Origin of the sequence: Streptomyces sp. 11x1 (genome assembly GCF_032598905.1) — a bacterium.
In the GTDB taxonomy this organism is placed as follows: domain Bacteria; phylum Actinomycetota; class Actinomycetes; order Streptomycetales; family Streptomycetaceae; genus Streptomyces.
The window spans coordinates 788,490-801,787 of record NZ_CP122458.1 but is presented as its reverse complement, the minus strand read 5'-3'; the positions used below and the strand labels follow the sequence as shown (position 1 = coordinate 801,787).

The 13,298-nt window shown below is 71.2% G+C and carries 12 protein-coding genes; 9 read left to right on the top strand and 3 right to left on the bottom strand.

Annotated features, from left to right (window positions below):
• Positions 1–4: 4 nt before the first annotated feature.
• The 3 genes from P8T65_RS03905 (at position 5) to P8T65_RS03895 (ending at position 2,733) form a co-directional block, all read left to right on the top strand.
• Complete coding sequence (locus tag P8T65_RS03905; RefSeq protein WP_316724002.1) at positions 5–643, top strand: histidine kinase dimerization/phosphoacceptor domain-containing protein; 639 nt, start codon at positions 5–7, stop codon at positions 641–643.
• Positions 643–945, top strand: a complete 303-nt coding sequence (locus P8T65_RS03900; protein WP_316724001.1) for a hypothetical protein — start codon at positions 643–645, stop codon at positions 943–945. Before P8T65_RS03905 ends, P8T65_RS03900 begins: the two co-directional genes overlap by 1 nt.
• Before the next feature lie 273 nt (positions 946–1,218).
• On the top strand, positions 1,219–2,733 hold the full coding sequence (locus P8T65_RS03895) for a hypothetical protein (RefSeq protein ID WP_316724000.1): 1,515 nt from the start codon (positions 1,219–1,221) through the stop codon (positions 2,731–2,733).
• Positions 2,734–2,769: 36 nt separating this feature from the next.
• Here the strand turns inward: P8T65_RS03895 and P8T65_RS03890 are convergent, their stop codons facing one another.
• Positions 2,770–3,234, bottom strand: coding sequence for an SRPBCC family protein (locus tag P8T65_RS03890; RefSeq protein ID WP_316723999.1), 465 nt, complete (start codon positions 3,232–3,234; stop codon positions 2,770–2,772).
• Between the two features lie 309 nt (positions 3,235–3,543).
• Here P8T65_RS03890 and P8T65_RS03885 point away from each other — a divergent pair, with 309 nt between their 5' ends.
• Positions 3,544–4,521, top strand: coding sequence for a hypothetical protein (locus P8T65_RS03885; protein ID WP_316723997.1), 978 nt, complete (start codon positions 3,544–3,546; stop codon positions 4,519–4,521).
• Between the two features lie 265 nt (positions 4,522–4,786).
• On the opposite strand, the gene P8T65_RS03880 is transcribed toward P8T65_RS03885, so the two are convergent.
• A complete protein-coding gene (locus P8T65_RS03880; protein WP_215453523.1) occupies positions 4,787–5,152 on the bottom strand; it encodes a cupin domain-containing protein in 366 nt (121 codons plus the stop codon).
• A 147-nt stretch (positions 5,153–5,299) separates the two neighbouring features.
• On the opposite strand from P8T65_RS03880, the gene P8T65_RS03875 reads away from it, so the two are divergent.
• Positions 5,300–7,609, top strand: a complete 2,310-nt coding sequence (locus P8T65_RS03875) for an MMPL family transporter (RefSeq protein WP_316723996.1) — start codon at positions 5,300–5,302, stop codon at positions 7,607–7,609.
• Positions 7,610–7,656: 47 nt separating this feature from the next.
• Here P8T65_RS03875 and P8T65_RS03870 read toward each other — a convergent pair whose 3' ends face one another.
• Positions 7,657–9,936 carry a M4 family metallopeptidase gene (locus P8T65_RS03870; protein ID WP_316723995.1) on the bottom strand — a complete coding sequence of 760 codons (2,280 nt, stop codon included), beginning with the start codon at positions 9,934–9,936 and terminating at the stop codon, positions 7,657–7,659.
• 320 nt (positions 9,937–10,256) lie between these two features.
• Here P8T65_RS03870 and P8T65_RS03865 point away from each other — a divergent pair, with 320 nt between their 5' ends.
• From P8T65_RS03865 to P8T65_RS03850, 4 genes are all read left to right on the top strand, one after another.
• Entirely contained in the window at positions 10,257–10,475 is a 219-nt protein-coding gene (locus P8T65_RS03865; protein WP_316723994.1) for a hypothetical protein, read from the top strand.
• Positions 10,476–10,582: 107 nt separating this feature from the next.
• Positions 10,583–11,422: a class I SAM-dependent methyltransferase gene (locus tag P8T65_RS03860; protein ID WP_316723993.1), complete on the top strand. Its 840-nt coding sequence runs from the start codon at positions 10,583–10,585 to the stop codon at positions 11,420–11,422.
• Between the two features lie 126 nt (positions 11,423–11,548).
• Positions 11,549–12,622, top strand: a complete 1,074-nt coding sequence (locus tag P8T65_RS03855; RefSeq protein ID WP_316723992.1) for an enoyl-CoA hydratase/isomerase family protein — start codon at positions 11,549–11,551, stop codon at positions 12,620–12,622.
• A gap of 207 nt (positions 12,623–12,829) precedes the next feature.
• Complete coding sequence (locus P8T65_RS03850; protein WP_316731467.1) at positions 12,830–13,291, top strand: GNAT family N-acetyltransferase; 462 nt, start codon at positions 12,830–12,832, stop codon at positions 13,289–13,291.
• Positions 13,292–13,298 lie beyond the last annotated feature (7 nt).

Here is a 13,298-nt window from a genome sequence, read left to right as displayed (position 1 = left end):
GAGCATGGCGGAGGGCCGGGCCCGGCGGCGGCGGTTGCCACCGGGCGACGTGGCGGCCGCCGCCGTGCTGTTCGTGGCCATGACCGTCGTACGGCTCGGCGCAGGGGAGGGCCCCGACGCCTCCCCGCCCCTCGTCCTGGCCCTCGGCGCGATGATCGCCGGGGGCCTGGCGGTCCGGCGCCGCGCCCCGCTCGCCGGGTACGCGGTGGGCACGGCGGGGCTCGTCGTGGAGACCCTGTGGGTGGGGCCCGGCCAGTTGACGCCGGTCGCGAACCTCATCGGCGTCCACTCGCTGGGCCTGTACGCCAGTCCGCGCAGGGCCGTGCTCGGCGCGCTCCTCGTACCGCCCGGTGTGCTGGCCCACTTCGCCCCGAAGGACGACCAGTGGGTGACCCGGGCCGCGGTCGTCCTCGTCTGGCTGCTGGTGTGGGCGGCGGGCTGCGCCACGGCCCGCCGCCGCAGGGAGACGGAGGAGCTGCGGCGGTTGCTGCGCCGCGAGACGGTCGTCGCCGAACGGGTGTGCATCGCCCGGGAATTGCACGACATCGTCGGACACTCGGTGAACGCCATGCTGGTCCAGGCCGGTGCGGGACGCATGGTGCTCGACACCGACCCCGAACGCACCGCACCCGTGACCTCCTGATGAGCGTCGAGCGCACCGGCCGTGACGCCCTCGCCGAACTCGACCGGCTCCTGGGCGTCCTGCGCGCCGACGACGACGCCACCGACATCACCGGCGCCCCCGTCATGACCTTCCCGGAGGACACGGCACGCGGGCCGCGTCCCGTACGACCCGACCGCCCCTACGCACTCCTGCTGTTGGCGGGTGTCTTCACGACCGGTGCGGCCGTCGTCGTCCTCGCCCAGGCGTCCCCCGCCCGCCGCGCGCCCGTGCCTGCTCCGGTCGAGGAGAACCTGTCGCCCGCCGGGCGAACCGGAACGTGACCCGGAGGCGTCAACCAGCTGTGGGGCCTGTGGTTCCCACGCACCGACCAGCGATGCGGCCGATGTTTTCGCGCCATTTCTCGGGCAGTGGTCACGAAGTGAAATCGATCTCCGTCCGCGCCCGAGAATCACCTGTCGCGGCATCGAGTTTCGGCCGTACACTGACAATTCGTAAGCATGCGGGTGGAGTTGACGGGGGGATCCGAGATGTCCGGGGATCAGTACGGGGTAAGAGACCAGGACGGCTGGAGTCACAGTTATGTGGTGCCGCCGATGCCCTCGGCACCGCCCCCCGGCCCCGCGGACGGCTGGCGGGCCGTCGGGGTGGGCCTGCTGAACCTCAGCGGGCTGGGGCTCGGCTACGCGCTGATGCGCCGCCCGCTCCTGACCCTGGTGTGCTGGGCGGCCACCGGACTGCTGCTCTTCTCGGTGCTGCCGGCCGACCCTGACGGCGTCTCGGGCACCACCCTCACCGTCTACGGCCTCTTCCTTCTGCTCGTGGCGGCCCACGGCGCCTTCCTGGGCCTGCGCAACCGCCTGGTGTGGCCGGCGAAGTCCCCGCTCGCCATCGCGCTCGGTGTCCTCCTGCTCGGTGTCCCCGTCGCGAGCGGCCTGCTGTACGAGACCGCGCGGAAGGAAGCCGTCGAGGAGATGCTCCTGGACCGGCTGGAGAAGGCCGACGAGCTCGTGGACAAGGCCTCCGGTGAGTCCTTCTCGACCACCCAGTCCGAGTACCGCAGGGCTCTGGCCGCCTACGACGACCTGAGCACCGACCACCCCGACTCCCGCGCCGCCGAGAAGGTGCCCGACCGGTTGAAGACCTTCTACACGACCGTCGGCGCCCCTTACGAGGACAAGGAGTACTGCGAGGCGGTCGCTCCCCTCGAATACCTGCGTACGGTGCCCCGGACCGTGAGCAAGCAGGACCTCGGCTCGCTGGCGGCCTGGCCCGACGACCGGCTCGCCACCTCGCTGTACGAGTGCGCCTCCGAGAGCCTGGCGGCCGACACCGCCGGCTGGCAGGACCAGTTCAGCGACCTTCTCACCACCTTCCCCGACTCCGATCAGGCGGCGAAGGTCCAACCCGACGTCGAGCGGGCCGTCGACAAGGCGGTCAAGGCCGTCGGCGGCGACGACCCGTGCGCCGCCGTGGACCGGCTGGAGACGCTCGGCTCCCAGGTCAAGGCGTTGCCGGGGGAGAAGGCAGGGGTGGCCGACGGGCTCGCCGCCGCCGCCGGAAAGGCCGAGAAGTCCGCCTCCGCCGGTGTCTACACCTGCGGCGTCGACCAGTACAAGGACGGCGACTTCGCCGAGGCGGTGACGTCGATGAACGACTTCGTCGACGCCAACAAGAACCACAAGAACGCGTCGCGCGCCAAGAAGATAGCGATCGCCGCCGAGATCGCGCAGGAGGTCCCGGAGGCGGGCAAGAAGCTGCCCACCACACGGACCGGCGGCAGCATCTCCGTGACGGTGAAGAACGACAGCCCCGACGAGATCCAGGTCATGTACACCGGCCCGGTGACCGGCACGTTCACCCTGAAGGGCTGCTCCACCTGCACCAGCTACGACTGGAGCAGCACCCTGGTCTCCAGCTTCAAGCCGTGCAGCGGCAACGACAAGTACCCGCAGCGCACGATCAGCCTGCCCGTCGGCACCACGTACTTCCTCCACAAGCCGAAGGGCGACAACGCCTCCAGCGCCGCCTCCGACACGGCCAAGCTGGAGTCCGGCTACATCTACACGGAGTGCGCCTATGTGACCTCGGGCTACGGCCTGAACTCCTGACGCGCACCCGGGCCCGGTGACCGAGGGCCGCGCGGCTCAGCCCCTGCGGCCCTCCACCCACCCGGCGACGTCGTCCAGGTCCTTCGCGATCGCCTTGCGGACGGCACGGGCGCCCAGGGGGCCCATGATCCTGGCGAGCAGACCCGCGACGGTGCCGGTCGGTCGGGCGGAGAAGGTCGTCACGATCGTCGTCGCCCCCGGTCCGTCGGCCCGCAGCACCCACTCCGAGACATAGCGGGAGCCGTGCGATTCGGCCTCCACCACATAGCGCTCGGGTGGCTCGCTGACGGTCACCCACATCTCCTCGGTGGCGTCCGTGCCGAACATACGACGGGTCTCCCGCCACCGAGTGCCCACCCCGAAGCCCCCGTCCGTGAGGACCTCGACCCTCATGACACCACTGAGCATCCGATCCATACCGCCGAGGTCCGTCACGGCCTCCCACACCCGGCCCTGGGAAGCGGCCACCCGTCGCTCGACGACGACACTTCTGCTGGTCATGCCTCCCATGAAAGCACCGGGCGCGGACGGCCGCCCCAGGACGGCCGCCGTGCCGGGGCGTGCCCGGGCCGGCGCGCCAGGTTCCGTAACCAGGGTGCGTAGTTCTACGGACGACCGTGCGGCAGGCGTTCTGGAAGCCTCGGATCCGCAGGTGCGTCCGGGGGCGGTGGGGCCGCATGGAAGGGATCCGGCCGTGGGTATTCCTCCTCCACGTGTTCGACCACGACACCCCGCCGCCCCGTCCCGCGGCCCCGCGGGGCGACCCGGCTCCGCCGCAGCACCCCGTCCACCACGACCGAGGAGAACCCGATGACCGAACGCCCCGAGGGTGCACCGGCACAGCCACAGCCGCAGGACCAGCCGTCCGCGTCCCCGTCGGCACCCCCGCCGCAGACACCCACCCAGGCCGAGATACCGGCCCAGCCCGCGCAGGCGCAGGCCCCGACGCAGGCGGCCGTCCCCAGCGCCTACCCCTACCCCGATCCGCAGTCCCCGGCGGCGAGCCCCCAGCCCCCAGCCGGCTACGGCCCTCCGGTCGCCCCCGTGGCCGCCCAGGCGAACCCGTACGGCCAGCCGCCGGGTGGCTACCCGCCGAGCGGTTACCCGCCGGGTGGCTACCCGCCCCTCGGCGCACCGCCCGCCACGGGTGCCGGCGGGCGGGCCGTGCTGTGGGCGCTGGTCGGCGCGGCGGTGGCCTCGGCGGCCTGGGCCGGCGGGGTGTTCCTGCTCGGCAAGGACGAGACGGAGGCCGACCTGCGCGGCTACCGGGCCAAGTCGGACATCTGCCCGTCCGTGGACTACTCGTCCTTCAAGAACGAGTACCCGGAGGAGGACGACGCCCCGGTCAACAACTCCCTGGAGCACGCGGCCCTCGACCAGAGCTACTGCAGCATCTCCCTGAAGGAGTCCTCGACCTCCACGCTCTCCGACGCGTACTTCTCGGTCCAGATCGACCTGCACAAGAAGACCGACCCCGGTCCCGAGTTCACCGCCATGTGGTCCGAGTACGACCAGCGCTACGAGGACTACGAGGTCGAGAAGGTCGACGGCTTCGGGGACGAGGCCTACGTCATCACCGAGGACACCACCTCGGGCGACGACACCAGCGGCAGCCGGTCGGCCACCCTCGCGGTGCGCGACGGCTGGATGACGTACGAGATGCGGTGGAGCGCCTACGGTTCCAGCTACGACGACGTGACCATGCCGGACGTGGACGACGTCGTCGACTGGCTCAAGAACGACACGAACGCGACCCTGGGCAACCTGCGGGGGGCCGACGGCATCTAGGCCCTGTCGTCACATTCCCGTCTGCCCCGCGACGCCCTGCACGTGCTCTCGGCTGCGCTCGACCGGGAGGTACCCCCACGACGCCGCGGGGCCGCCCTTCGGGCGACGACGGGAATGCGACGACAGGGCCTAGGGCGCCGGACGCGGGACGCGGGAGCGTGCGCGGAGGTCGTGGGAGTGCGGGCCGTTGTGGGTGTGGCGGCGTGGATGGAGGCGGGGTGTGTGGTGCCCCGCCTCCACTCCCTCTCGCACCCGGACTGTCGGCTCAGTCCCCCTTCGCCTTCGCGTAGTCCTGGGCCATCTGGCCGGCGAAGTCGTACAGCAGGCACTGCTCGTCACCCACGACCCACGCGTCGTGCCCCGGCGGACACACGAAGGTGTCGCCCGGTCCGACCTCGCCCTCACCGCCGTCGTCCATGCGGATGTGCATGCGCCCCTGGACCACGTAGCCGTTGTGGTGGACCTGGCAGCTCTCCGTGCCCGCGAGAGGGGCGACGGACTCCGACCAGCGCCAGCCCGGCTCGAAGGTGGCCACGGCGAAGTCGAGCCCGGTGAGGTGCACGGCCTCGAGGTGACCCCGAGGGAAGTCGCGCCGCTCGTCCGGCTTCTCGACCGATTTGATCTCCAGCATGACGGCTCCTTCCGTTCCGTCCCACCCCCCCTCATCGTCCGCCTGTCAAGCCGGGGCCGCCAACCGGGGGACCGTGATCTCCCGAGGTGCCGGGGCACCGGGAGTGTCGTGTAATGAGGGCCGGAGACCGCTGCCGTGGGAGAGACGATGCGCTCAGGTCGTTCCGGTGGGAAACGTCCCGGCGGGGAAGAGGGGTCCGAGGTTGCCGGGGGCGTGCTGCGGCGGCTCGGCGAATGGTGCGCCCGGCACTTCGTGATCGTCATCGTCTCCTGGCTGGTCGCCCTCGCGGCCGTCCAGGTGCTGAACCGGTCCTACGGCGGCGACTACTCGGACGACTTCACCCTTCCGGGAGTGCAGTCCGAGAAGGGCCTGGACGTGCTGAAGGAGCACGATCCGGCGGCCGGCGGCTACGGCAGCCAGATCGTCGTGCACGACGAGGACAAGGCCCTCACCTCGCTCGGCTCCCAGATGTCCGAGACGGTCGACGACCTGCAGAAGCTGCCGCACGTGCTGTCGGTCCAGAACCCGCTGACCGCGCCCGCCACCCAGCCCTCGCAGTCGTCGGACCAGTCGCAGCAGCCGAACGTCGGTCCTCTGTCCTCCGACCAGAAGACGGCGTACATCACGATCCGCTTCGACGTACAGCCCTCGACCCTCGGGGACGGCTATCTCGACGGCGTGGACGACTCGGTCCAGCCGCTGCGGTCCGCGGGCGCCGAGGTCGAGTACGGCGGACCGCTCGGCGAACTGGCCCGTCCCGCCGCCGACGACCGGGTGAGCGAGCTGATCGGATTCGCGGTCGCGATCGTCGTCCTGCTGATCGGATTCGGTAGCGTCATCGCCGCCGGACTACCCCTGGTGACCGCGTTGCTGAGCGTCATCGGCGGCCTCGCCTGCCTCGGTCTGCTGGCCGCCGCGTTCACGTTCGCGACCGTCTCCCCGACCCTGGCGACGATGATCGGGCTCGGCGTCGGCATCGACTACGCGCTGTTCCTGACCACCCGTCACCGGCAGAACCTCATGGACGGCGACGACCCGGTACGGGCGGCCGGCCGGGCCGCCTCGACCAGCGGCCACGCCGTCCTCGTCTCCGGCTGCACGGTGATCGTCGCCCTCACCGGGCTGTACACGTCCGGCGTGAACTTCATCGGCAACCTGGGGCTCGCCGCCGCCGTGACCGTCGTCTCCGCGATCATCGGCTCCCTCACCCTGGTCCCGGCGCTGCTCGGCCTCATCGGCAGACGCATCGACCGCTACCACGTCCGCAAGCCGGTCGCCGAGACCGGCGCGGAGGCGGGCGAGGAGATCACCGGCACCTGGCACCGGTACGCCCAGCGCGTGGAGCACCATCCGTGGCGCTTCCTCGCGGCCGGTGTCACGACGGTGGCGGTCCTCGCCATCCCCGTCTTCTCCATCCAGCTCGGTCACATCGGCGACGGCGCCGACCCCACCTCCTTCACCGACCGCCGCGCCTACGACCTGATGACCGACGCCTTCGGGCCGGGCTCCAACGGTCCGCTCACGGTCGTCATCGACCAGACCTCGGTGCCCTCGTCGGACCGCCAGAGCCTGCAGAGCACCGCGCAGAAGAACCTGGACGCGGTCGAGGGGGCGTACGTGGTCACCCCGCTGACCCCCACCCAGGACGGGGACGTGCTGGTCGGCACGGTCTACTCCAAGGAGTCCCCGCAGAACGCCGACACCACGGACCTGACGAACCGCCTCGTCGACGACACGCTCCCCGCCTCGGTCTCCGGCACCAAGGCGAAGGGCTATGTCACCGGGACCACGGCCTCCCAGGTCGACTTCCGTGACATCGTGGCGAGCCGGCTGCCCATCATCATCGCCGTGGTCGTCGCCCTCGCCTTCCTGATCATCCTCGCCGTCTTCCGGGGTCTCCTGGTCGCGGTGAAGGCGGCGGTCCTCAACGTGCTGTCCATCGCGGCCTCGTACGGCGTCGTCGTCGCCGTCTTCCAGTGGGGCTGGGGCGGGCCCGCCCTGGGCGTCAACGGCACGGTGCCCATCGAGAGCTATGTGCCGATGATGATGTTCGCCATCATCTTCGGCCTCAGCATGGACTACGAGATCTTCCTGCTCTCCCGCGTCCACGAGGCATGGACACGCACCGGCGACGCCCGGGCCTCGGTGGCCCACGCGCTGGAGATCACGGCCCGGGTCATCACCTGCGCGGCCCTGATCATGGTCAGTGTCTTCGCCGCGTTCATCGTCAGCGACAACGTCGTGGTCAAGATGCTGGGGCTGGGGCTCGCCGTCAGCGTTCTCGTCGACGCCACGGTCGTCCGGCTGCTCATGGTCCCCGCGGTGATGACCCTCCTGGGCCGCCACGCCTGGTGGATCCCGCACTGGCTGGACCGGATCATGCCGCACATCGACGCGGAGGGGGACACGGCGAAGCGGCCGGTCCCGACGGGTCGGGACCGGCCGCTCGGTGACTGACCGGCCTCAGGCGCCAGTCAGTTGACGAACTATCAGTTGACGATTCGTCAGAACGTCAGCTTCCAGCTGTTGATGTAGCCGGTGTCGAGGCTGGCCACGTCCTGCACCCGCAGCTTCCAGGTGCCGGCGGCCGTCTCCGAGGAGGCGTCCACCGTGTACGTGGCGATCACGTCGTCCGCCGAGTCGGACGCCGAGGAGTTCTTCAGCCGGTACGCCGTGCCGTCCGGGGCCACGAGGTCGACGACCAGGTCACCGCGCCAGGTGTGGACGATGTTCACGTCCACGGTGAGCGTGCTGGGCGCCGCTCCGGCCCGGTTGACGTTGATCGGCGACTCCACGGTGGAGTTGTCGGGGATCTGGTAGTCGGCGGTGTTCTCGAACACCGACTGGTTCCCCTCCTCGTCCACGCGCCAGGCGAAGCTCGCCGTGCCGGTCTCGCCGGCCGCGTCCGTCACGGTGACCGTCGGCGTCGAGTTGCCCGCCGTGGTCGGGGAGCCGGAGATCCGGCCCGTGACGGCGTCGATCGACAGCCCGTCCGGCAGTCCGGTGGCCGCGTACGACAGGGCGCCTGCGTTGGTGGAGGACGCCTGGACGTCCAGCGTGACCGCCTGACCGACCAGGGAGTACTGGGCGGCCGGCGGGACGACCGTCACACCGTCGAGGATCCGGGAACCGACGTTGATCGCGGCCCAGGCGTTGGCGGTGTTGTTGTAGGTCACCGAGCCGAGCCCGTACAGGTCGGCGGCGGCCTGGAGGGTGGCGGTGCGGGCGGCCGCGTAGTTGGTCGTGGACGTCATGTACGTGGTGAGCGCCCGGAACCAGATCTTCTCGGCCGCGTCCCGGCCTATCGGGGTCACCGGCAGCCCGTCGAAGGTCGGCGAGTCGTAGGAGACGCCGTTGACGACCTTCGCGCCGCTGCCCTCGGAGGCCAGGTAGTACCAGTGGTTGGCCGGGCCCGAGGAGTAGTGGACGTCGATGTTGCCGAGCGTGGAGGACCAGTAGTCGCGCGAGGAGCCGTCCTTGCTGGGCCGGTCCATGTAACGCAGCGGCGTGCCGTCGCCGTTGATGTCGATCTTCTCGCCGACCAGGTAGTCCCCGACATCGTTGGTGTTGCCCGCGGCGAACTCCACGGCGGCGGCGAAGATGTCGGAGGTCGCCTCGTTCAACCCGCCCGACTCACCGCTGTAGACGAGGTTCGCGGTGACCGAGGTCAGACCGTGGGTCATCTCGTGAGCGGCCACGTCGATCGAGGTGAGCGGGTTGGCGTTGCCGGAGCCGTCGCCGTACGTCATGCAGAAGCAGGAGTCCTGCCAGAACGCGTTGACGTAGTTGTTGCCGTAGTGCACCCGGCTGTAGGGCGCGACACCGTCGTTGCGCAGCCCGTTCCTGCCGTGCACGTTCTTGTAGTAGTCCCAGGTCAGCGCGGCGCCGTAGTGGGCGTCCGCGCCCGCCGTCTCCAGGTTGCCGGTGGTCCCGTCGCCCCAGATGTCGTCGGGGCCGCTGAACAGCGTCCCGGTGCCGGAGGAGCCCCTGTTCAGGTTGTACGTGCGGTGGTTGCCCCGGTCCGCGTCGGTCAGCGTGTACGACGAGCCGGACTGGCTGGTGCCGAGCGTGACCGTGCCGCTGTAGCGGGTGTTGCCCGTGCCGGTGTGCACGGCCTCGTACTCGAACAGCTTCTTCCCGGTCTGCGCGTCGGTGATGACGTGCAGTTCGCTGGGCGTGTCGTCGTGCTGGAAGCCGCTGACGACGGTCTCGTATGCGAGGGTCGGCTTGCCCTTCGCGGCCCAGACGACCTTGCGGCTGCTGTCCGGAGCGGTCTTGGTGGACCCCTCCTCCTTCGCCGCCGCGAGCGCCTGCTTCTCCGCGGTGGCCCTGCTGACCTCGGGGCTGAGGTCCGACACCTTCAACTCGGGCTTGTAGGCCCGGGTGACGCTCTCGACCGCGCCGGACTTGGCGGCGTGGACGACCAGGTCGCCGCCGAGCACGGGCAGCCCGGCGTAGGTGCGCTCGTAGCGGGTGTGCGTGGTGCCGTCGGCGTCCTTGACGACGTCGCGGACCCGCAACTCCTCCTGGCTGCCGAGGTCCAGGCGGTCGGCGGTCCGGTCCGTGGCCTTCTCGGCCTGTCGGACGAGGGTCGCGCGCTGTGCGGGGGTGAGCTGCGCGGGCAGTGACCCGCGGTCCGCCTTGGCCGCCGCGGGACGGGCGGTGCCTTCGCCGCCGTCGCCGCGAGCGATCGCGGGGGCGCCCGGGACGGCGACGGCGAGTACCGCCGCCGCCACCACGAGGGCGGCTGTGGCCGTGGTGCGTCTGTGGGGGGTGGATCTCACGCGAACTCCTTTGCTGCGGCCGACGTTGGACGAGCGGCCGTACGAAGGACCCGGTGCACGGGTCGAGGCACCGGGTGGTGCAGGGAGTGCTGCGATGCGGGTGCGCGTGCGCCGTCGTGAGACGGAGTGCGCACAGAGTGACAGATGTGGAGCTGTTGTGTCAGGAGCACAACAAGTGTTTGGCCGGAAAGTGATCGATCATCGACCGCCAACCGGCCATGCGCGGGCATGTCCACCGGCGCCCGGGGAACTTCTCGGCCCCGGTCGCGCGTCTTCGGGGTGAGGCCGGACGTATCCGGTGCGCCACGGAGGGGGTTGCCATGACGACGAACGACCCGGGCACGATCGAGACCACGCTGGCCGACGGCCGGCGCATGACCCTGTCGCTGCCTCGGACGGACGCCTGGTGGGCCGTCGGCGGGATCGAGGCACTGCGTGCCGTCCCACCCACCCACACCGGACGCGGCGAGAATCCCCCCGCCCTCCCCGAGCGCCCCGCCCTCCCGCTGGAGGTCGCGCTGCTGGGCTTCGGGGCCTGAGGTCCTTCCGCGGCCGCTGGTCGGGGCGCGGCGGAGAGGAACTTTTCTACCCCCCACCAGTACTGTTCCGCGAGAGGCGGACGGAGAAGAAGGGAAGCGGAGGCGGCGTGCCGGACGGATGGCAGTGGGATCCCACCCTCTTCCGGGGCAGCGCGGCGTACTACGAGCGGGGCAGGCTCCCCTACGCCACCGGATTCGCCGAGGCCCTCGCCGGGCCCCTCGGCCTGGACGGAGGTGGCCGACTCCTCGACGTCGGCTGCGGACCCGGGATCGTGCTGGTGCCGCTGGCGCGGTACTTCGAGGAGGTCGTCGGCGTCGATCCCGACGAGGACATGCTGACGGAGGCCGAGCGCCGGGCCACGCGCTCGGGGGTGACCAACGCGCGCTGGGTGGCCGCGCGCGCCGAGGATCTACCGGCCGGGCTGGGGACTTTCCGGGCCGTGGTGTTCGCCCAGTCCTTCCACTGGACGGACCGTGACCGGGTCGCGGCCACCGTGCGGGGGATGCTGGAGCCCGGCGGTGCCTTCGTCCACATCAGCGACCTCAAGGACTCGCCATCCGACCCGACACCGCTGCCATCGCCGGCGCCGCCGTACGACCGGATCGGCGACCTGGTACGCCACTTCCTGGGACCGGTGCGCCGCGCGGGGCGGGGACGGCTCGTGCACGGCACGCCCGGCGGTGAGGAACTCGTCATCGCGCGCGCCGGTTTCGAGGGCTACGCACGGCAGGTCGTGCCCGCCGGGGAAGTGGTCACCCGCACCGTCGACGACCTCGTGGCGTGGACGTTCTCCAACTCCTTCTCCGCCCCGCACCTGTTCGGCGACCGGCTGCGGGAGTTCGAGCGGGACCTGCGGGCGCTTCTGGAGCGGGAGGTCCCCGACGGCCGGTTCGCGGAACGGCTTCCGGCCACCGAGATCAGGACCTGGCGGAAGCCACGCGTCTGAGACGCGAGCCGACGCCCCACTGCGCTCCCCTGTGCACGGGGCCGCCCGGTCAGGGTTACCGGAGGCACAGGTACGCTCTCCAGGTCGCCCGGGGCGACGACCGGCAGTCGCGAGGGAGGCGGTTCGATGACCGGCGGGCAGGAACCCGTGCTGCTGCACACCGTCGGGCGGGCCGCCCACATCACCCTCAACCGGCCGAAGGCCCTCAACGCGCTCAACCACGCCATGGTGCGGCGCGTCGACGAGGCGCTCACCGCCTGGGAACACGACCCGGCCGTGGAGACCGTCGTCGTCACCGGCGCGGGGGAGCGGGGACTGTGCGCGGGCGGCGACATCCGGGTCGTCCACGACGACGCCCGCGACGGGGACGGCACCGTCTCGGCGGCGTTCTGGCGCGACGAGTACCACCTCAACGCCCGTATCGCCCACTACCCCAAGCCGTACGTCGCCGTCATGGACGGCATCGTGATGGGCGGCGGCGTCGGCATCTCCGCGCACGGCGGCATCCGCGTCGTCACCGAACGCTCGCGGATCGCCATGCCCGAGACCGGCATCGGCTTCGTCCCCGACGTCGGCGGCACGCATCTCCTGGCCCGCGCCCCGGGCGAACTCGGCACCCTCCTCGCCCTCACCGGCACGGCGATCGGCGCCGGCGACGCCCTGCTGTGCGGGCTCGCCGACCACTACGTACCGTCCGCGTCACTCGGCGCGCTCCTCGACGACCTCGCCGAACTGCCCGCCCGGGACGCCGTCGCCCGGCACGTACGGCAGCCGCCATCGGCCCAGTTGCGGGAGAGGCGGGCATGGATCGACGCCTGCTTCGCCGCCGACACGGCCGAGGAGATCGTCCGGCGACTGCTCGCCTACGGCGACCCGGCCGCGAAGGAGACCGCCGAGACCCTGCTGGCCAAGTCCCCGACCGCCGTCAAGGTCACCCTCACCGCCGTGCGGCGGGCCCGAGGCTTCGGCTCCCTGGAACAGGCACTGGACCAGGAGTACCGCGTCTCCTGCGCCGCCCTGGCCACCGCCGACCTCGTCGAGGGCATCCGCGCCCAGGTCGTCGACAAGGACCGCCGCCCCCGCTGGAACCCGCCGACGCTCACCGACGTCACCGAGGCCGACGTGCACCGCTTCTTCAGCCCGCTCGGCGACCGTGAGCTGGGCCTCGGCTCCGGCCGCACCGATCACGACAACACCTAGAAGCGTCCTGAAGATCTTGAAAATGCGCCCGGCTTGCCCTACTTGATGGCGATTGACATTTACCGGCAATCCAGGGTGAGTCGGGCGGCCAGAGCAAGATCTTCAGCGGTCTCCTAGGCTGCCACCGTGACCCCCCACGTCCCCCACACCACCCAGGCCCTCCGCATCCGACCCGGCGGCCCGGCCGACGTCCCGGCCATCCTCCGTATGCTCGACGCGGCGGTGGCCTGGATGAACGCGCGCGGCAACACCGAGCAGTGGGGCACGATCCCGTACTCGCGGCGACCCGACGGGCCGTCACGCGTCGAGCGCTACACGACCGAGAACACCCCGTACATCGCGGAGTGGGACGGCACACCCGTCGGAGCCATGGTCCTGGACTCCGGCCCCAGCCCGCAGATGCAGATCCCCGCGGCCGACGAGCCCGAGCGGTACGTCCGCCTTCTCGTCTCCGACCGCCACCGAGCCGGCCATGGCATCGGCGCGGCTCTCCTGTCCCACGCCGTCGACGAGACCCGCCGCGCCGGCGTGGGACTCCTGCGCGTCGACTGCTGGGCGGGCGACGGCGGCCGTCTCGTCGCGTTCTACGAACGCAACGGCTTCACCCCGACCACGCCCTTCCGCTCCGGCACCTGGCCGGGCCAGGTACTGGCCCGCAGACTCGACTGACCGCCGG

Coding starts and splice junctions, on each gene's coding strand:
- P8T65_RS03905 (WP_316724002.1), top strand. CDS start 5: ATGGCGGAGGGCCGGGCCCGGCGGCGGCGGTTGCCACCGGGCGACGTG.
- P8T65_RS03900 (WP_316724001.1), top strand. CDS start 643: ATGAGCGTCGAGCGCACCGGCCGTGACGCCCTCGCCGAACTCGACCGG.
- P8T65_RS03895 (WP_316724000.1), top strand. CDS start 1,219: ATGCCCTCGGCACCGCCCCCCGGCCCCGCGGACGGCTGGCGGGCCGTC.
- P8T65_RS03890 (WP_316723999.1), bottom strand. CDS start 3,234: ATGACCAGCAGAAGTGTCGTCGTCGAGCGACGGGTGGCCGCTTCCCAG.
- P8T65_RS03885 (WP_316723997.1), top strand. CDS start 3,544: ATGACCGAACGCCCCGAGGGTGCACCGGCACAGCCACAGCCGCAGGAC.
- P8T65_RS03880 (WP_215453523.1), bottom strand. CDS start 5,152: ATGCTGGAGATCAAATCGGTCGAGAAGCCGGACGAGCGGCGCGACTTC.
- P8T65_RS03875 (WP_316723996.1), top strand. CDS start 5,300: ATGCGCTCAGGTCGTTCCGGTGGGAAACGTCCCGGCGGGGAAGAGGGG.
- P8T65_RS03865 (WP_316723994.1), top strand. CDS start 10,257: ATGACGACGAACGACCCGGGCACGATCGAGACCACGCTGGCCGACGGC.
- P8T65_RS03855 (WP_316723992.1), top strand. CDS start 11,549: ATGACCGGCGGGCAGGAACCCGTGCTGCTGCACACCGTCGGGCGGGCC.
- P8T65_RS03850 (WP_316731467.1), top strand. CDS start 12,830: ATGCTCGACGCGGCGGTGGCCTGGATGAACGCGCGCGGCAACACCGAG.